At 71.3% G+C, this 19043-nt stretch carries 16 protein-coding genes; 5 read left to right on the top strand and 11 right to left on the bottom strand.

Translation table 11 applies throughout. The annotated features are described in order from the left end of the window. Window positions 1–122: 122 nt before the first annotated feature. Both ACIBK9_RS42380 and ACIBK9_RS42375 read left to right on the top strand, forming a co-directional pair. Window positions 123–947: a hypothetical protein gene (locus tag ACIBK9_RS42380; RefSeq protein WP_358288628.1), complete on the top strand. Its 825-nt coding sequence runs from the start codon at window positions 123–125 to the stop codon at window positions 945–947. A 79-nt stretch (window positions 948–1026) separates the two neighbouring features. After that, window positions 1027–2388 (top strand): MFS transporter, encoded by a 1362-nt coding sequence (locus tag ACIBK9_RS42375; protein ID WP_397164567.1) that lies wholly within the window; start codon window positions 1027–1029, stop codon window positions 2386–2388. Here ACIBK9_RS42375 and ACIBK9_RS42370 read toward each other — a convergent pair. From ACIBK9_RS42370 to ACIBK9_RS42360, 3 genes are read right to left on the bottom strand one after another with little or no spacing between them, the layout of a single operon-like run. Next, window positions 2348–4906 carry an FtsX-like permease family protein gene (locus ACIBK9_RS42370; protein ID WP_397164565.1) on the bottom strand — a complete coding sequence of 853 codons (2559 nt, stop codon included), beginning with the start codon at window positions 4904–4906 and terminating at the stop codon, window positions 2348–2350. The two genes, ACIBK9_RS42375 and ACIBK9_RS42370, sit on opposite strands and share 41 nt — an antisense overlap. Beyond that, on the bottom strand, window positions 4903–5583 hold the full coding sequence (locus ACIBK9_RS42365) for an ABC transporter ATP-binding protein (RefSeq protein WP_358288637.1): 681 nt from the start codon (window positions 5581–5583) through the stop codon (window positions 4903–4905). The genes ACIBK9_RS42370 and ACIBK9_RS42365 overlap by 4 nt, the downstream gene beginning before the upstream one ends. Continuing rightward, entirely contained in the window at window positions 5580–6092 is a 513-nt protein-coding gene (locus tag ACIBK9_RS42360; protein WP_352318985.1) for a helix-turn-helix transcriptional regulator, read from the bottom strand. The genes ACIBK9_RS42365 and ACIBK9_RS42360 overlap by 4 nt, the downstream gene beginning before the upstream one ends. 88 nt (window positions 6093–6180) lie before the next feature. On the opposite strand from ACIBK9_RS42360, the gene ACIBK9_RS42355 reads away from it, so the two are divergent. Continuing rightward, a complete protein-coding gene (locus ACIBK9_RS42355) occupies window positions 6181–6732 on the top strand; it encodes a DUF1707 and FHA domain-containing protein (RefSeq protein WP_358288640.1) in 552 nt (183 codons plus the stop codon). Window positions 6733–6852: 120 nt separating this feature from the next. After that, window positions 6853–8397, top strand: coding sequence for a D-alanyl-D-alanine carboxypeptidase/D-alanyl-D-alanine-endopeptidase (dacB, locus tag ACIBK9_RS42350; RefSeq protein WP_397164563.1), 1545 nt, complete (start codon window positions 6853–6855; stop codon window positions 8395–8397). Between the two features lie 508 nt (window positions 8398–8905). Here dacB and ACIBK9_RS42345 read toward each other — a convergent pair. Together ACIBK9_RS42345 and map are read right to left on the bottom strand one after the other, a co-directional pair. Then, window positions 8906–9175, bottom strand: a complete 270-nt coding sequence (locus ACIBK9_RS42345) for a hypothetical protein (RefSeq protein WP_352318980.1) — start codon at window positions 9173–9175, stop codon at window positions 8906–8908. Between the two features lie 214 nt (window positions 9176–9389). Continuing rightward, window positions 9390–10157 (bottom strand): type I methionyl aminopeptidase, encoded by a 768-nt coding sequence (gene map / locus ACIBK9_RS42340; protein WP_397164561.1) that lies wholly within the window; start codon window positions 10155–10157, stop codon window positions 9390–9392. A 124-nt stretch (window positions 10158–10281) separates the two neighbouring features. Between map and ACIBK9_RS42335 the strand changes: the two genes are divergently transcribed. Further along, window positions 10282–11016: a YoaK family protein gene (locus ACIBK9_RS42335; protein ID WP_397164560.1), complete on the top strand. Its 735-nt coding sequence runs from the start codon at window positions 10282–10284 to the stop codon at window positions 11014–11016. A gap of 65 nt (window positions 11017–11081) precedes the next feature. Here ACIBK9_RS42335 and ACIBK9_RS42330 read toward each other — a convergent pair whose 3' ends face one another. The 6 genes from ACIBK9_RS42330 to ACIBK9_RS42305 all read right to left on the bottom strand — a co-directional run bounded on the left by ACIBK9_RS42330 (window position 11082) and on the right by ACIBK9_RS42305 (window position 18948). Then, window positions 11082–11705: a class I SAM-dependent methyltransferase gene (locus ACIBK9_RS42330; protein WP_397164558.1), complete on the bottom strand. Its 624-nt coding sequence runs from the start codon at window positions 11703–11705 to the stop codon at window positions 11082–11084. Between the two features lie 102 nt (window positions 11706–11807). Beyond that, complete coding sequence (ilvC, locus tag ACIBK9_RS42325) at window positions 11808–12791, bottom strand: ketol-acid reductoisomerase (RefSeq protein WP_352319077.1); 984 nt, start codon at window positions 12789–12791, stop codon at window positions 11808–11810. Window positions 12792–12814: 23 nt separating this feature from the next. Then, a complete protein-coding gene (gene ilvN, locus ACIBK9_RS42320; protein ID WP_352318972.1) occupies window positions 12815–13339 on the bottom strand; it encodes an acetolactate synthase small subunit in 525 nt (174 codons plus the stop codon). Further along, window positions 13332–15071, bottom strand: a complete 1740-nt coding sequence (locus tag ACIBK9_RS42315) for an acetolactate synthase large subunit (RefSeq protein ID WP_358288656.1) — start codon at window positions 15069–15071, stop codon at window positions 13332–13334. The genes ilvN and ACIBK9_RS42315 overlap by 8 nt, the downstream gene beginning before the upstream one ends. A gap of 207 nt (window positions 15072–15278) precedes the next feature. After that, a complete protein-coding gene (locus ACIBK9_RS42310; RefSeq protein WP_358288659.1) occupies window positions 15279–17894 on the bottom strand; it encodes a sensor domain-containing phosphodiesterase in 2616 nt (871 codons plus the stop codon). Window positions 17895–18129: 235 nt separating this feature from the next. Further along, a complete protein-coding gene (locus tag ACIBK9_RS42305; protein ID WP_397164555.1) occupies window positions 18130–18948 on the bottom strand; it encodes a 2-hydroxyacid dehydrogenase in 819 nt (272 codons plus the stop codon). Between the last annotated feature and the right edge of the window lie 95 nt (window positions 18949–19043).

The raw sequence follows: 19043 nt of genomic DNA, 5'->3' as shown, positions 1-19043 counted from the left end.
AGTCATCCACTCTGCACACATCTTTGTCTTGATCGGGGGATTTATTGGCCATTAGCCTGATAAGCCGTGGCCGACTACCTATGGTTCGTCATATGAGCATCGGGAATCCTGCGCTTGCCGACGTGCTCGCACAGCATGGCATGCCTCATCGCCTGCTGGCGGCCCTCGCCGACGGTGGAGTCCTGGTGGCAGTGCGACCAGATCGATCGGTCGTCCTTGGGACGACCCAGGCGGGTGACCGGGTTCTGCTCGGGTACACCAGCCCTGCTACCTACGCCAGGCACCGCGGCAGCCATTCCCTGTCGGTGTGCGACGCCGACACCATCCTGGACATCCAGCGCGTCACCGGCGTGCCGGAGATCGTGATCGACGCCGCGGGCCCCGCAGCCGCGGCCGTGCCCATCGACGATCTCCAGCGCTTCCTCACCGGCACGCGTTCGGGGCCCACACCCGTGCTGTCGGGGGCGGCGCCCGCCGCCTACGCGACCGGCGCCATGGCCACCGTCTCGCGCGTGCCCGCGCTGGCGCAGGTGGCCCCGCCCACCCCGCAGGCGCCCGCGCTGCCATGGGTTCCCGCGCCCCGGCCCCACCTGTCGGGGCCGATGCAGCAGGTGGACCCCGGCTACCGCCGGTGCACGCACCCGATCCTGCCGGCGCTGCGACAGGCCATCGCGCAACTGCTGGGCGACTTCCCGCTCGTGCACCACGTGTGGATCTCCGAGGCCGGCACCGCGTCCGGGGCGACCGGGATCATGCTGCACGTCAAGGTGCACATGTCGGCCGCCGAGGACGTCGTCCGCGACCTGCACCGCCTGGTACGCGCCCGCCTGCCGCAGTTCGCGGCCAGCGGCGCGCCGATCCTCATGGCCAGGGTCGCCGACGCGCGCAGCGAGCGCCGGATGATCGAGATCGGCGCGCACGTGGTCTGCGCCAACGTGCGCGAGTAGCCGACGCGGGCGAGTAGTCGGCAGGGCCCGGGAAACTGGGCCCTACCGAACAAGCCCTCGCTCGGCTTGAATGGGCCTCATGATCACATCGCCGGTGAGCGCGCCCACGGTCTCCAGGGGCGTGCGCCTCGGCTACGGCGTGGGCTCGTTCTGCACGGCCACGGTCAGCGCCGTGCCCGGCCTGCTCCTGCTGTACTACATGACCAACTTCCTGGCCGTGCCCGCGTGGCTGGCCGGGGTGGTGGTCACCGCGCCCAAGGTCTGGGACCTGATCATCAACCCGCTGGTCGGCCGCTGGTCGGACCGGACCGTCTCGCGGATGGGGCCGCGCCGCCCCTGGCTGCTGGCCGGGTCGCTGACGCTGCCCGTCGCGTTCTTCCTCGTCTTCGCCGGGCCGCCGCTGACCGGGGTCCCGGCCGCCCTGTACGTCGGGCTCTGCTTCATGGCGACGGCGACCGCGTACGCGCTGTACGAGGTGCCGTACAAGGCCATGCCCGGCGAGATGACCGACGACTACCACGAGCGCACCTCGCTGCTGCAGTGGCGGATGGTCTTCATCGGCGCGGCCACCGCGATCAGCGGCGTGCTGGCCCCGATGATCGCCACTGGTCAGGGCGACGAGGGCACGCTCGGCAGCTACCGGCTGATGGGCCTGACGATCGCCCTCATCCTGCTGGCCTCGATGCTCGGCTCGTTCTTCGGCACCGCCCGCGCCCCCATGACCGGCGCGCCGGAGGCCGACCACGGCGGGTGGCGCGAGCAGCTCGCGGCGATCAGGGGCAACCGGGCGTTCCTGTGGCTGACCGTCATGGCCTGCCTGCAGATGCTCGCCGTCAGCATGATGCTGGCCGCGGCGCCGTACTTCGCGTCGTACACGCTGGGGTCGCCGAAGAGCACGCAGACGCTCTTCGCCGCGCTGGTCGGGCCGATGCTGCTGACCATGCCGCTGTGGGTGTGGCTGGCCCGGCGCTTCGACAAGCGCGGCGCGATGATCCTGGCCGCGCTGCTGTTCGGCGGCGGCACGGCGGCGGCCATGGCGACCCCGCTGTTCGGCCCCCTGTACGCCCACCTGACCATCCTGCTCGTCGGCATCGGCATCGCCGGGGTCGAGCTCATGCTGTTCTCGATGCTGGCCGACGTGGTCGCCGCCGACGCCGCCGAGTCGGGCAAGCGGCGGGCCGGCGTGCTGACCGGGCTGTGGACGGCCATCGAGAGCGGCGTCAGCTCGTTCGGGGCGCTGATCTTCGGGGTCATCCTGTCGATCGGCGGGTTCGTCGAGTCCGACGCGAGCACGCCCGTCCAGCAGCCGGACAGCGCCGTGACCGCGGTCCTGGTCGGGCAGACCGCGGTCCCGGCGCTGATCATCTTCCTGTCCGTGCTGGTGACGCTGCGGTACCGGCTCAGGCCACCCGACGGGCCAGCACCAGGCGTGTCCGGGTGAGCAGCCCGGCCACCAGGGCCGCCACCAGCGGCAGGCCCAGCACGACCACGGCCAGGAACGACCAGGGGACGTCGATCGCGCCCGGCCCCGCCAGCAGCGCGTTCATGCCGGAGGCGCCGGTCCTGGTCATCGGCCAGGTCAGCGCGACACCGGCCACCGCGCCGGCGACGAGGCCGGTCGCCGCGCCCAGGCCCGCGATGTAGGCGGCCTGGGCGGCCACCACCAGCCTGCGCACCCGGGGCGCGGCGCCGACCGCCGACAGGTTGTTCAGGTCGGGGCGCATGTCGGCCGCCGCCAGCCCGGTGGCCGCGAACGTGCCCCCGAGCACGAGGACCAGCGCCGCGCCGAGCAGCACCAGCAGGGCGACGGCGCGGTCCTCCGCCCTCCCCCGCTCGACGTGGAGGTACAGGTTGCCGTTCACCTCACCCCGCAGGTCGGCCTCCATGCGCCGTTCGTCCTGCGGCGGGGACGCGGTGTAGAGCACCCGCTCGACCGTGCCGAGGCCGGCCTTGGCCAGCGCCTGCGGCGGGATCACGGCGCCCGCCTGCCGGGGGTCGGCGCCGCTCGACACCACGGCCGGGATCCGGACCCGCTTCCGCTCCTTGATGGTGTCGGAGCCCCAGTCGCTCACGGTCAGCTCGATCGTGCCGTCGCGCACCACGTCCGTGCTGAACGCCACGGCCTTGCCCGCCGCCAGCGCGGCGGCCGCCTGCGGGTCCCGGCGCTTCTGGAGGAAGGCGAGCAGGTCCGCGCCGCCGATCGGCGGCTGGTCGTAGAGCCGCTGCGCGCATGCCGGCTCGCACGTCCGCGGCACGGTCAACCAGAGGTCCCTGCCCTTGGCGTCCGTCGCCTCGTGCCCGGTGACGATGTCGGTGCCGGGGAAGCGGGCGCGGACGGCGTCCTTCAGCCGGGCCCACGTCGGGCCGTCCATCTTCGTGGCGCCGCCGATCACCGTGGTGCCCAGCGGGAACACCGTGACGTTCTGCTCCTCCTGCTGGGTGTACGCGCTGCTGCTGCCGATGCCGAGCGCGACCGCCCCCATGGTCGCCGCCATGACGGCGGCGGTGGCCGACGCCGTACGGACGCGGTGGCGCGCGGCGTCGCGCACGGACAGGCGCAGCGGGAGCGGCAGCCGGGCGGCGATCCGCGAGGTGGCCTGGACCAGCCACGGCGTCAACGCCACCATGCCGAACACGAACGGCACGAAGGCCGCGATCATCGTCACCTGACCCCTGGTCATGGCGTATCCGATCGCGCCCAGCCCGGCCGTCACCAGCACGATCCCGAGCACGGGACGCCGGGCCCGCCCGCGGGCCTCGGCGGCCCGGCCGGCCAGCACCTGCGCGGTGTTCTGCCGGCTCGCCTGCACCGCGGGCACGATCGCCGCGATCAGCCCGCTGACCAGGCCGAGCGCCGCCACGCCGAGCACCGGCAGCCACGGCACGTCGGCCGGCCCGTGCGACCAGTCCAGTTCCCTGGCCGCGATCGACTCGCCGAGCAGGCCGGGACCGATGCCCAGGACGACCCCGAGCACGGCCGCCGCACCGCCGAGCACCAGGCCGTCGGCCAGCACGATCATGCGCAGGTGCCGGGGCGACCCGCCCTGTGCGGAGATCACCGCCAGCTCCCTGCGCCGCCGCCGCAGCCCCACCGCGAACGCCGGCCCGGCCAGCAGCACGGTCTCCATGACGACGAACACGATCACCACGCCGAGCTGGACCAGGTCGCGGGTGTCATTCGGGTTCCCGCGGGAGCCGTCGTCCTTGTGGGCGTCGAGCACCGCGCGGGAGGTGACGCCGAGGCCCGCGTCATTGAGCTGCGACACCTTCGACCGCATGACCGGACCGGCGGTGTCGACCAGCCAGCCGCTGCTGTTGCCGTCGTTCTGGTGGACGAGCACCCCTTCGGGCAGGGCCAGCAGTTCCAGGATGCCGGGCCGGTTGGGGTTCTCGGCGACGCCGACCACCTTCACGGTGCGGTCCGGCCGCCGCACGGTGAGCGTGTCGCCCACCCGGACGCCCAGGTCGGCCATCTTCGGCGAGATCGCCACCTCGCCGGGCGCGGCGGCGTAGCGGCCCTGCTTCAGGGTGCGCATCCCGGCCGTCATGGGGTCGCGCAGATCGATCTCCACGACGTCCGCCTGGTTGAAGCCGTCGGGCAGCCGGACGTTGGCCGGGCTCGTCTGGAAGCGCAGCAGGCGGCCGGGGAGCAGCGTGTTGATCTCCGCGGGGGTCCACGGCCGCTGTGAGGTGCCGCTCTTCGGCTGGTACGCGGAGTCGCCGCTGTAGTCCTGCCGGACCGGGGTGCGGTACGGGAAGGTGAGCAGGCGGGCGTCGGCCGCCCCTAAGTGCGTGACCGCCCGCTCCTTCGGGGTGACGCTGGTCGTGGCGGCGCCGGTGAGCACCGCCGTGATCACCAGGACGGGCAGGCCGATCATCACCATGATCAGGGCGCTGCGGCCCTTGAAGCGCGACGCGTCCCTGCGGGAGATGCGCAGGGCGGCGAGGAAGGCGCTCATCGCGAGCTCTCCATCCGCACCGCCGACGCCTCGGCGATCAGGCCGTCCCGCAGGTAGACCACCCGGTCCGCCCAGGCCGCGTAGCGCGGCTCGTGGGTGACCAGCAGCACCGCCGCGCCCTCGTCGCAGCGGTTGCGCAGCAGGTGCAGGATCTCGTCGCCGGTGGCCGTGTCGAGCGCGCCGGTCGGCTCGTCGGCCAGCAGCAGCCGCCGTTCGCCGACCAGCGCCCTGGCGATGGCCACGCGCTGGCGCTGGCCGCCGGACAGCTCCTCGGGAAACCGGTCGGCGATCTGGTCGACGCCCACGTCGGCCAGGACGGCCAGCGCCTCCCGGCGGGCCTGGCCGGCGCGCACGCCGTCCAGTTCCCTGGGCAGCATCACGTTCTCGGCGGCCGTCAGGGACGGGATCAGGTTGAGGTCCTGGAAGACGTACCCGACGCTGCCGCGTCGCAGCGCGGCCAGGTCACGGACCCCGGCCAGGTCGCGGCCCTCGATCAGGACCGTGCCCGACGTGGGCCGGTCGAGGCCGCCGGCCAGGTTGAGCAGCGTCGACTTCCCCGAGCCCGACGGGCCCATGACCGCGACGAGCTCCCCTTGTGCCACCTCCAGGCTCACGCCGCGCAGGGCGTGCACCTGGCCGTGCTCGCGGGTCACGTCCCGCAGCTCCACCACAGTCATTGGTTCTTCTCCTTGACAACGGCCTCGCAGTGGTCGAGCCAGCGCTGCTCGGCCTCGGCCTTGAAGATCATCGATTCCAGGACGAGCCGCTGGGCGAGGCCGTCACCGGCGGCCCTCTTGGCCCTGGTCAGGTCCTGGAGCGTGCGCATGGTCGCCATTCGCTGGGCCAGGATGACCGCGCCCACGTCCACGTCGGTGGCGGCGACGGCCATCGCGATCTTGATGGCGAGTTCGTCCCGAGGCCGGTCGGAGTGGTCGACGGGGGTGCTGAACCATCGCTCCAGTTCCTCCCGACCGGCCTCGGTGATCGTGTAGACGGCCCTGCCCTGCTCGTCGGCTCCACCCGGCGCCACCAGGCCGTCACGTTCCAGGCGGGCGAGCGTCGTGTAGACCTGGCCGATGTTGAGCGGCCAGGTCGCCCCCGTCGACGCCTCGAACTCCACCCGGAGCTGATAGCCGTAACGCGGTGCGCTGCTCAGCAGGGCGAGCAGTCCGTGTCTGATCGACATGGATACTGAGTATGCATACTGAGTATGGCCATCGCAACTGATCCGCGTATTCTGGACACGGAACGCCGTTCAGGCCGATACTCGGGACATGAGCTCCACCCAGCCGCCGTTCCGCGCCTCCGACGGGGAACGCGACCGCGCGATCGACGAGCTCAAGCACCGGGCCGTGGAGGGCCGGATCTCCCATGACACCTTCGTCGGCCGGGTCGACCAGGCGCTGCGGGCGCGCAACCAGCACGAGCTCGACGAACTGGTCGCCGACCTGCCGCGCCGGCCCACGATCAGGCAGCGGCTGACGGACGCGGTCTCGTCGGTGTCGGAACTCACCACCCGGTTGCAGGCGGCCTGGCGGCGGCCGCGGCTGCCCCGGCTGGCGTTGCCGGACGACGACCGGCTGCGTTACGTCGTGGGCCGGGGGTCGGCCTGCGACCTCGTCCTGTCGGACCTGACGGTGTCGCGCGTGCACGCCGAGCTGCGGCGGGAGGGCGACGGCGGCTGGCTGCTGGTCGATCTCGGCTCGCTCAACGGCACCCGGCTCAACGGGTGGCGGCTGGTGGGGCCCGTCCGGGTCAAGTCGGGCGACGAGATCTCCTTCGGCGACTGCGGCTTCCTCCTCGCCTCCGGCCAACCTTCCGCCTGACCCCCGCCCCTTCTCCGGGCCCCGCGCCGAGCCGGCTTCAGAAATACGGATATTTGCGGATTACACGGCGACTGCGCTGATTCATGCTCACATGCGATCCCCCAGTCCCTTGGAGACCACATGCGGCGCACCTCAGCCTCCCTCCTCGCGGGCACGCTCGTCGCGGCACTCGCGTGGGCGTCCGGCCCCTCCACACCGGCGGTCGCCCTCGACCCCTCGCCCGGCGTGGCCGACCTGACCCAGGACATCAACCAGATCCTCGGCGACTCCCGGCTCACGATCGCCAGGGCGGGCGTCGTCGTGAAGAGCGCCGCGAACGGCGAGCAGCTCTACGCCACCGACGCCGGCAAGCTGCTGACCCCGGCGTCCAACACCAAGCTGTTCACCTCGGCGGCGGCGGTGGAGACGCTCGGCCTGGACTACCGCTTCCCGACCACCGTGCTGAACGCCGGCCGCAAGGTCGGCTCTGTGCTCACCGGCGACCTCGTGCTGCGCGGCACCGGCGACCCGACCATGCTCGCCGAGGACTACGACGCGCTGGCGGCCAAGGTCGCGGCGGCCGGCGTCAAGGTCGTCACGGGCAAGCTGATCGCCGACGACACCTGGTTCGACGGCCAGCGGCTCGGCACCGACTGGGCCTGGGACGACGAGACCGCCTACTACGCGGCGCCGATCTCCGCGCTGACCGCCTCCCCCGACCGCGACTACGACGCCGGCTCGGTGATCGTCTCGGTCGAGGCGGACGGCGGCCAGGTCAAGGTCTCGACGACCCCGGCGACCGACTACCTGAAGATCGTCAACAAGGCCACCGCAGGCGCCGAGACCGACGTCCTCATCGAGCGGCAGCACGGCACGCGGACGGTCGTGATCACCGGCACGGTCGCCGACCCGTACCAGGAGTGGGTCGCGGTGGACGACCCCACGGCCTACGTGTCCTCGCTGTTCCGCAAGGCGCTGGCCGCGCACGGCGTACGGGTGCTCGGCCCGACGGCGACGGGCGCGGCTCCCGCCGGGGCGGCCGAGCTGGCCAGGCACGACTCGATGCCTCTGAGCGAGCTGCTGGTGCCGTTCCTGAAGCTGAGCAACAACATGCACGCCGAGATTCTCACCAAGGCCATGGGCCGCAAGGCCGCGAACCAGGGCACCTGGTCGGCCGGGCTGAAGGTCGCCACGGACTTCGCGAAGGCCAACGGCGTCCAGGTGATCAACATGCGGGACGGCTCGGGCCTGTCGCGCCGCGACGGCTTCTCGCCGGGCTCGATCGTCCAGCTCCTGACCGCCGTACGGACCAAGCCGTGGTTCAGCACCTGGTACGAGGCCCTGCCCATCGCCGGCAACGCCGACCGTCTCACCGGCGGCACGCTGCGCAGCCGGATGCGGAACACCCCCGCGGCGAACAACGTGCACGCCAAGACGGGCTCGCTGACCGGCGTGACCTCGCTGTCCGGCTACGTGACCAGCGCCGAGGGCGAGCCGCTGATCTTCTCGATCATGCTGAACCAGTACCTGTCCGGCTCGCCGAAGGACATCGAGGACAAGATCGCCGTACGGCTCGCGCAGTTCTCGCGGGCGACGGCGACCGACGTCACCGCCCAGCTCAAGGCCGCCGACCAGGGCACGGCGGGCGACCTGGAGTGCTCGTGGCTGAAGCCGGCCCAGTGCTGACGAACCGGTGAACGCCCCCGGCGACCTCCCCGCGGGGGCGGACCGGCGGAGCTGCCCCTTCGACCGGCGGCGCTGACCCTTCGACGAGCGGCGGCCTCCGGATGCCCGGTGGGCCGCCGCGGTTCACCCGGCTCGACAGGATGGTCATCACGATCCGATCACCTGGAGCTCCAGATATAGTCCGCATTTTCACTACATTGCCGACATGGGCGCGCCAGAATGCGGATTCAACGCCGTGGCGAACCCCTGACCCCGGGAGCGCCGGGCCGTCGCCGGCCCCCACCCCCAAGCCGGTCGTCCCACCGCATGCCCGGCACGCTCCCCTCCCGGCGGGCCCGCGCCGCACGTCCCCCCGCACACCGGACCGCGGCCGGGCCCGCCCCCTCCGGCAGAGCGTCGCCCGAACCTTCGGCTTTTCCGCGCCGGGAGCTGGAAAAGGGCACGACAAAGGGGCCCGCCCCGGTGGACAGGCCCCTTAGTCGTGCAGTTCAGCCGCTGAGGAATTACTTCAGCTGACGGCGCACTTCGTGTCTTTGCTCTTGATGCCGAGGATCTGGCTCAGGATGTCGCCGGTCTCGAGGACGAGCACGCCGCTGGTGCTGTTGTCGACCTCGCCACGGGCGAAGATGTTCTCGTCACCGCAGACGAAGAGAACCCGGCCCGGGTCCTCGTCGGAGTGAGGGACGAAGGCCATGTGAGGGGTCGCCGCTAGAGCGGAGCCGCCGACCATGACCATCCCGCCGACGAGCCCGGCCAGGATGAGCCCTTGTCTGAACATATCGATTCTCCTTGATACCTATCGACTACTCTCCGTAGCTATCGGGAGGAGATTTGCCCTAGGCCCTCTTTCAACAAACGCCGCTATTTCTGTCTTTACCTGCGCAAATACGCGGCTTGGGGGAAGGGGTGACACAGCTCGCCCTTCTTGACCGATCGGTGTACGCGGCAGAGGAATATCCGGTCCGGCCGTGACCGCGCGCTGACGGGAGGCGTCAGGGGAGGGTGAGAACCACCGGGCCGTCCGCGGTGATGGCCACCGTATGCTCGACGTGGGCACTCCTGCTGCCGTCGCCGGAGCACACCGACCACCCGTCCTCGGCCATGACGTACTCGTCGTCGCCGCCCGCCATCAGGCTCGGCTCGATCGCGATCACCAATCCGGGGCGCAGCCGCAGGCCGCGTCCGGGGCGGGCCTCGTTGGGCACGAACGGCGACTCGTGCATGGCCCGGCCGATGCCATGGCCGCCGAAGTCGTTCTGCATGCCGTAGCCGGCGCCGCGGCCGACCAGCGACATCGCGTGCCCGATGTCGCCCATCCGGCCGCCCGGCACGGCGGCCGCGATGCCCGCCGCCAGCGTCTCCTCGGCCACCCGGATGAGCTTGAGGTCCTCGGCGCGGCCGGGTCCGACGGTGAAGGTGACCGCGCCGTCGGCATGCCAGCCGTCGACGTGCGCGCCGAAGTCCACGCTCAGCACGTCGCCCTCGCGCAGCCGGTACGGCGTGGGCAACCCGTGCAGCATGACCCCGTTCACGGACGTGCACACCACCCCCGGGTACGGCATGGCCCCGAACGACGGGTGGTAGCCGAGGAACGACGACCGCGCCCCGGCCTCGTGCATGACCTCGCGGGCCACCTCGTCGAGCTGCAGCAGCGACACCCCGGCGGCGGCCCGCTCCTTGACGGCGGCGTGCACGTTGGCCACGACACGGCCCGCCTCCCGCATGGCGTCGATCTCCCCGGCGGTCTTCAGCGTGATCACAGCGGCCTCCCAGCCCTCGGCGCGATAACTATACCGGTATTATTATCACGCTTCCCGGGAGCTCGCAGCTGTCCCGCCACCCCGTTGACTAATCACCCAGAGTAATCGTTATAGTGCTCAGAGTATGCGTTTCGGACGGTGCTCCATGCTCGCTCTGGCGCTCGCGGCAGGGGCCGTCGACGCGCTGAGCTTTCTCGCGCTCGGACAGGTGTTCACCGCGAACATGACCGGCAACGTCGTCCTGCTCGGCCTGGCGCTCGGCACCGGCGACACCTCGCACGTCATCCGCTCGGGAATCGCCCTGACCACGTTCTGCCTGGGTTTGGCGATCGGCTTCACCCTGCTGGGCGGCGCCACCCCCCCAGGACGCGCTCCCCCGCGCGAGCGGGAGCCCCCGGAGGGGCCGGCGGGAGGGCCGGCGGGGGCGCCGATCGGGGTGCCCGTGCGGCCGCTGGTGGTGCTGCTCGCGGAGCTGGCGCTGCTGGTGGTGGTGGCGGCCGGATGGGCGGCCCGCGTGCTGCCGCATCCGGCGCTGATCGCCGCCTCGGGGACGGCGATGGGCCTGCAGAGCGCGGTCACGCGCTGGGCGGGCGGCCCCGGGCTGTCCACGACCTACGTCACGGGCACGCTGACCAGCCTGGCGGGCCGGGCGGTCGGCCCGCGTTCGGGGGTGCTGCGCCCGCTGGGTGTGGTGCTCTGCGTGGTCTCGGGCGCCGTCGTCGCGGCCTCGGCGCTGCGCGTGCACGCCGCCGTCACCCCGTTCATCGCCCCGGCCACGGTCGCGGCGGCCACCGCCGCCTGGGCCCTCACCGCGACCCACCGCGCAAAACCGCGCCAACGCGGCCGGTCAGCCCTGTAGCGGGAAAGCGGGCGCTTTGCGGCAGGTGAGCGCCGCACCCCGGAGGGGGCGCGCCTGGCGACAGGTCAGACCGGATGACCCCAGGTGGCGGGTTTGCGGTAGGTCAGGAGGTAGCGCCAGAAGAGCAGCCGGCGCAGGGAGAAGCCGGGCAGCAGGGACGCCGCTTCCCGCCGTACCTCCGCGAAGGACATGTCCGGCGGCCGCACCGGCGCGGGCACGGACCCGGCACGCGCCCCGCCCACGCGCTCCCCCGCCGCCACCACCACCCGGGCCGCCGCGTTCACCGGTATGGCGGCCAGGCTCCACGCGAAGTCGGCGGCCGTCCGCTCCGCGTAGCACCCGAGGACGGCCAGCACCCCGCCGGGCGCCAGCGCGTCCCGGAAGGCGGCCACGGTCCCGAACGGCATGTGGTGCAGGCTGGCCAGGCAGGAGATGTAGTCGTAGCGCCCCGCGGGCAGCTCCATGCGCGTGACGTCGGCGCACAGGAACCGCACCCCGCTCACCGGCGCCGACGAGGCGGCCTCGATCACCTCGGGCGCCGGGTCGACCGCGTCGACCTCGATCCCGAGGCCCGCCAGCCGCCGCGCGAACCGCCCGGTGCCGCAGCCGACGTCCAGCGCCGTCCGGGCCCCCTCGGGCACGAGCCGTGCCATCGCCGGGTGGTAGTGATCGTTGTGATCGAAAGGCATCCCGGCATCATGCCATCGCCTCGCCGGAGAACCCCCGAGAACGGGCGAAAAGCATCGCCCGCCCGCTGACCGTGCAGCGGGCGGGCGACGTACGGCGAAAGGTCAGCCCTTCAGCCAGCTCATCATCGGACGCAGCTTCGCGCCCGTCTTCTCGATCGGGTTCTCGGCCAGCTCCTCGCGGTGACGCGTGAACTCCTTCTGGCCGCCGTCGAACTCCTCGACGAGCTGCCGGGCGAAGGTGCCGTCCTGGATCTCGCCGAGGATGCGGCGCATCTCCTGGCGGGTCTCGTCGGTGATGACGCGCGGGCCGCGGGTGTAGCCGCCGTACTCGGCGGTGTCGGAGACCGACCAGTACATCTTGGAGATGCCGCCCTCGTACATGAGGTCGACGATGAGCTTCATCTCGTGGAGGCACTCGAAGTAGGCGACCTCGGGCTGGTAGCCGGCCTCGATGAGGGTCTCGAAGCCCGCCTTGATCAGCTCGGAGACGCCGCCGCACAGCACGGCCTGCTCGCCGAACAGGTCGGTCTCGGTCTCCTCGGTGAAGGTGGTGCGCAGCGCGCCGGCGCGGGTGCCGCCGATGCCCTTGGCGTACGACAGCGCCAGGTCGAGGGCCTTGCCGGAGGCGTCCTTCTCGACCGCGACCAGACACGGGACGCCGCGGCCGGCCTCGAACTGGCGGCGGACCAGGTGGCCCGGGCCCTTCGGGGCGACCATGCAGACGTCGACGCCCTCGGGCGCCTCGATGAGGCCGTAGCGGATGTTGAGGCCGTGGCCGAAGAAGAGCGCGTCGCCCTCGACGAGGTTGGGGGCGACGTGCTCGGCGTACAGGTGGCGCTGGATGTGGTCCGGCGCGAGGATCATGGTGAGGTTGGCCTCCTCCACCGCCTCGGCCGGGGTGACGACCCGCAGCCCGTCGTTCTCCGCCTTCTCGCGGCTCTTGGAGCCCTCGGGAAGGCCGACGCGCACGTCGACGCCGGAGTCACGCAGGGAGAGCGCGTGGGCGTGGCCCTGGCTGCCGTACCCCAGCACGGCCACGTGACGCCCCTGGATGATCGACAGGTCGGCCTGGTCGTCGTAGTAGATCTCGGTCACTTGAATAAAACCTTTCAGGCGGTACGGTCCAGTGCCCTGAGGGACCGGTCTGTGATGGAACGGGCGCCGCGGCCGATGGCCACCATGCCCGACTGAACGAGTTCTTTGATCCCGAACGGCTCAAGGACCTTGACGAAGGCCTCAAGCTTGTCGGGAGTGCCGGTGACCTCTATGGTCACCGCGTCGGCCGCGACGTCCACGCAGCGGGCACGGAAGAGGTTGACGAGTTCGAGGACGTGCGACCGGTTCTCGGCGTCCGCCTTGACCTTGATCAGCATGAGTTCGCGCTGGACCGACTGTGACGGGTCCAGTTCGACGATCTTCAGGACGTTGACCAGCTTGTTGAGCTGCTTGGTGACCTGTTCAAGGGGCAGCTCCTCCACGCTCACCACGATCGTGATGCGCGAGATGTCGTCGTGCTCGGTGGGCCCGACGGCGAGCGAGTCGATGTTGAACCCCCGCCTGCTGAACAGCGCGGAGACCCGAGCGAGAACACCCGGCTTGTTCTCGACAAGCACCGACAGCGTGTGTCTACTCATCCTCGTTCTCCCACTTCGGCGCCATGTCACGGGCGATCTTGATGTCGTCGTTGCTGGTGCCGGCCGCGACCATGGGCCAGACCATGGCGTCCTGGTGGACGACGAAGTCGATCACGACCGGCACGTCGTTGATCTCCATGGCCTTCCTGATGGTCGCGTCGACGTCCTCGGCGCGCTCACACCTGAGGCCCACACAACCATAGGCCTCCGCCAGCTTGACGAAGTCGGGGATGCGACGCGCGGTCTGCAGGTTGGTGTTGGAGTACCGCTCCTCGTAGAAGAGCGTCTGCCACTGGCGGACCATGCCGAGGTTGCCGTTGTTGATGACGGCGATCTTGACCGGCACGCCCTCCAGGGCGCAGGTGGCCAGCTCCTGGTTGGTCATCTGGAAGCAGCCGTCGCCGTCGATGGCCCACACCGTGGCCTCCGGCCGGCCCATCTTCGCGCCCATGGCGGCCGGGACGGCGAAGCCCATCGTGCCGAGGCCGCCGGAGTTGATGAACGTCCCGGGGTTCTCGTAGTCGATGAACTGCGCGGCCCACATCTGGTGCTGGCCGACCCCGGAGACGTAGTAGGCGTCGGGCCCGGCGATGGCGCTCAGCCGCTCCATCACGTACTGGGGGGCCAGTGTGCCGTCCTCGAAGGTCTCGTAGCCCAGCGGGTAGGTCTCCTTGTAGCCGTTCAGGACGGTCCACCAGTCGGTGTAGTCGCCCTTCTGGCCGGAGGCCTGGATCGCGCCGACGAGGTCGCTGATGACCTCCTTGCAGTCGCCCACGATGGGGACGTCGGCGTGCCGGTTCTTGGAGATCTCGGCGGGGTCGATGTCGGCGTGCACGACCTTGGCCTGCGGCGCGAACGAGGCCAGGTTGCCGGTGACCCGGTCGTCGAAGCGCACGCCCAGCCCGATGATCAGGTCGGATCTCTGCAGCGCGCCCACGGCCGAGACGCTACCGTGCATGCCCGGCATGCCCATGTGCTGGGGGTGGCTGTCCGGGAACGTGCCACGGGCCATCAGGGTGGTGACGACCGGGATGCCGGTCAGCTCGGCGAGCTGCAGCAGCTCGGCCGACGCGCCGGCCTTGTGCACGCCGCCGCCGACGTACAGAACCGGCCGCTGGGACTCGGCGATCAGCTTGGCCGCCTCGCGGATCTGCTTGGAGTGCGGCCTGGTGACCGGGCGGTAGCCCGGCAGCTGCATGACAGGCGGCCAGCTGAAGGTGGTCTGGGCCTGCAACGCGTCCTTGGAGATGTCCACCAGCACCGGCCCCGGACGGCCGGTCGAGGCGATGTGGAAGGCCTCCATGATCGTGCGCGGGATGTCCGCGGGATCGGTGATCAAGAAGTTGTGCTTCGTGATCGGCATGGTGATGCCGGAGATGTCGGCTTCCTGGAACGCGTCCGTGCCGATCATCGGTGCGGCGACCTGGCCGGTGATCGCCACGATCGGCACCGAGTCCATGAAGGCGTCGGCGATCGGCGTCACCAGGTTCGTGGCCCCGGGACCGCTGGTCGCCATGCAGACCCCGACCTTGCCGGTGGCCTGCGCGTAACCCTCGGCCGCGTGGCCGGCGCCCTGCTCGTGCCGTACAAGCACGTGCCGGACCTTGGTCGAGTCGTAAAGGGGATCGTAGGCGGGCAGAATCGCGCCGCCCGGGATCCCGAACACGGTGTCGACTCCCACGTGCTCCAGCGCCCTCACCAGGGCCTGTGCACCTGTCATCCGTTCGGTCATCGGCTCGTTCCTTGCGTGGCTACTCACTTAAGGACATAAAAAATGCCCCTTCCCACCGGCGGGGGTGGGACTGGGGCGGCGCGCAGGTCGGAGTGCTTCGCTATCGGCCTGCGCGCCGGCGAAGTACTACGAGAATCTCACTGCGAAGCATGCCTTACACCATAGCCGCTCAGAACGCCCCGATGTCAACTTGGCGGGACGCGAGTCTCACACGGTGAGACTCGTCCGCATGAGACTGTCCACGCCGCGGGCCGCCATGGGACGCGCCACCAGGAAACCCTGCCCCCGGGTGCAGCCCATCTCGCGCAGCAGCTCCAGCTGCTCGGGCCGTTCGATGCCCTCGGCCACCACGGTGAGCCCGAGGTCGTGGCCGAGCCGCACGATCGTACGGGTGAGCAGGGTCAGCGTGTCGTCCCTGCCCAGGCCGGACACGAACGACGGGTCGATCTTGATCATGTCGACCGGGAGCTGCCGGAGGAAGGCCAGCGAGGCGTAACCGGTGCCGAAGTCGTCGATCGCCAGCCGCACGCCCAGCGCGCGCAGCTCCGACAGCCGCCTGATGGTCTCCTCGGCGTCCTCGACGAGCATCTCCTCGATCACCTCAAGGGTGAGCGCGGAGGCGGGCAGGCCGCTCTCGGCCAGCGCCTGCTCGACGGTCTCGACGAAGCGGGGCGCGGTGATCTGCCGCGCCGACAGGTTGAGCGACAGCCCGATGTCCCAGGACGAGGCCCGCCAGGACGCCACCTCGCGGCACGCCTCGCGCAGGATCCACTCGCTCAGCGGCACGATCAGCCCGGTGTCCTCGGCCGGGCCGAGGAACTGCTCCGGCGGCACGAACACCGAGCCGCGCCACCACCGCACCAGCGCCTCGACCGCGGTCACCCGGGACGTGGCCAGGTCGACCACGGGCTGGTACTCGATGGCGAACTGCTGCTCGATGAGCGCCCGCTGCAGGTCGGCGGCCAGCTCCAGGCGGCGCACCACGTCGGCGTGCATCTGGGCGGCGAACACCTCGACCCGCCGCCCGCCCAGCTCCTTGGAACGCGCCATCGCCACATCGGCGTTGCGCATGAGGTCGCCGGCGGGCAGGCCGTCCTCGGTGAAGGCCACGCCCACGCTCGCGGTCAGCGCCACGTCGCGGTCGGCGACCCGGAACGGCTCCTGGGAGACCGCGCGCACCAGGCGCTCGGCCATGTCCACGGCCATCTGGGCGTCGCCGCCGGTCTCCACGAGCACGGCGAACTCGTCGCCGCCCCACCGGGCCAGCGTGTCGTCGGCGCGTACGGCCCCGCGCAGCCGGCGGGCGGCCTGGCCGAGCAGGTAGTCGCCGCTGGCGTGCCCCACCGAGTCGTTGACCGAGGTGAACCCGTCGAGGTCGAGGAAGATCACCGCGACGTTGCCGGACGTGCGGCCGGCCAGCACCTCGCGGGTGCGCTCCTCGAAGTAGGCGCGGTTGGGCAGCCCGGTGACGCCGTCGTGGAAGGTCAGGTGGGCGACCTGGTTGCGCAGGGCCTCCTCGTCGCTGACGTCGCGGGTGGTGACGAGCATGAGGTCGTCGCCGCCGATGTGGCGGGTGGCGACCGACTCGGTGGGCCGCCAGGTGCCGTCGGCGGCGCGCACCCGGCAGGCGATCAAGCAGGCGCCCGGCGCGGCGCCCTCCTCGTCGGTGGTCATGGCGCGCATCGCGGCCTGGATGCCCGGGACGTCCTCAGGGTGGATGTAGTCGAAGATCGAACCGCCGACCAGCTCCTCGGGCGGGTAGCCGTAGGTGACCTCGACGCCGGCGCCGATCTCGTGGACGACGCCCTCGTAGTCGCACAGCAGCACCACGTCGCCGGTGCTCTCGGCCAGCTCCCTGAGCTGCCGCTCGCCCAGCGAGACCAGGCCGCGCAGCCGGATGGACGCCGCCGAGAGCACGAACAGGCGTACCAGCAGGAGCAGCACCACGGAGACCGCGACCACCACGACGCCGGTCACCGGCTGCGCGGCCCGGGCTCCGGCCAGGTGGGCGAGCAGCGTGCAGGCGGCCACGGCGACGAGCGCGAGCGGCATCATCGCGACCACGTTGCGCACGACGGGACCGCCGACCGGCCGCGCCCGCGGCCCCCAGGGCACGGCGGCCAGCAGCAGCAGCGCGACGGGCACGAGCATGACGGTCCACATGGGCGGCGGGTCGCCGGCCAGGCGGGCCATGGCGGCCGACAGGCCGCCGACGGTCATGGTGGCCAGCACGCCCACCCCGGCCAGGCCGAGCAGCCAGGAGCCGGCCCGGCTGGTGAGCACCGAGGGGATCACCCCGCAGGTGACAAGCAACGCGATCATCGGCGGCACCATGGCGAACGTGAACGTGGGCGCGTCGCCCGCGTCCTCGTAGTAGTGGCGCAGCGCCACCACCCAGCCGATGAGGAAGAGCGAGGCCGCGCACAGGTACGCGTCCGTGAGATGCCGTAACACGACCTTGGCCGGGAACCGGCGGTCGGCGGCGATCAGCGCGCCGCCCGCGATGATCACGGTGCCGAGCAGGACGAACAGGTCGGCGAAGCTGACGACGAAGCTGGTGGCGACCGCGCGGAGCGCCACGCCGGCGAGCCACACGACGGCGCCGCCGCCCATCCAGCGCGCGGCCATCGCCATCGAGCGATGTTCGGCCGACCTGACCGAGGCCACCAGCAGCGAGGCGGCGGCGACCAGTGCCGCCACGCCTCCCGCCACGGCGCCGGTCAGCACGGCCGGCCCGCCCGCGAGGAGCGCGGCGGCGAACGCCACCACTCCGGCCGCCCCTGCGGCGGCCAGCGGCGCCCGTGGATCACGCCAGCGGATCACAGTCGTTGCCCATCCTGTCTTGAACCCTGCACCAGTGACCGCCGAAGCCCGGCGCTCACATCGCCAGTGTGTGCGGTCGCGGATGCGCGGGTGGTGACAACGCCGATGTCGTCACCGATCTGATAACCACACAGACCAATTTCCGCCAAGAGTTCCTTGACAGCGAGTCAGGAACTCCCTGCAGACGCCACCGTACGCACGAAAGGTCACGGACCAGCCACGTTCCGGGATCCTCTCAATACGAGTCGGTAATGACGTTGATCAACTCTTCACCTGCGAGGTAGCGCCCGAGCTGCTCGCGGATCAGCCGGAGCGTGCGCCGCACGGAGGCGGGGGTGCTGCCCGCGATGTGCGGCGTGATCAGCACGCCCGGAGCGCTCCAAAGGGGGTGGCCCTGCGGCAGCGGCTCGGGCGCGGTGACGTCGAGCGCGGCGCGTAGCCTACCGGTTTTGAGCTCGGCGATCAGGGCTTCGGTGTCGACCACGCCGCCCCTGGCCGCGTTGACCAGGACGGCGCCGTCCTTCATGCGGGCCAGGAAGGCGGCGTCGACCATGCCGGCGGTGTCGGGCGTGGCGGGCACGAGCAGGACCACGACGTCGGCCGACGGCAGCAGCGCGGGCAGCTCCTCCATCGCGTGCACGCCCTCGCGCGCGCTCCTGGCCACCCGGACGACCTCGACCTCGAAGCCACTCAGCCGCCGCTCGACCGCCGCGCCGATGGACCCGTGGCCGACGATGAGCACGGTGGAGTCGGCCAGCACGCCGGTGTGGTGGTAGGTCCACTCGCCGCGGCGCTGGGCGTCGGTGAATCCGGGGAACTCCCTGAGCACCGCGATCATCGCGCCGACCGCCCACTCGGCGGTGCCGGCGTCGTGCACGCCGCGGGCGTTGCACAGCACCACCCCTTCGGGCAGGTGCGGCCGGTACGGCTCCACCCCCGCGGTGACGGTCTGCACCAGCCGCAGCGAGCGCATCCGCGCCAGCGTCCCCGGCACGTCGGGCACCACGACCAGCGGCGGGATCCAGACCTCGACGTCCTCGATGCCGTCCGGCATGGCCGAACCATCGTAGACAGCGCATTCGACGCCTGAAATGTCAGACAGGACATCCGCCGCCGCTTCGGACGGAACCCAGATCTTCATGCCGAGAA

The organism is Nonomuraea sp. NPDC050227 (genome assembly GCF_044459705.1).
Lineage (GTDB): Bacteria > Actinomycetota > Actinomycetes > Streptosporangiales > Streptosporangiaceae > Nonomuraea.
This window is presented reverse-complemented; position numbering and strand designations above follow the sequence as displayed.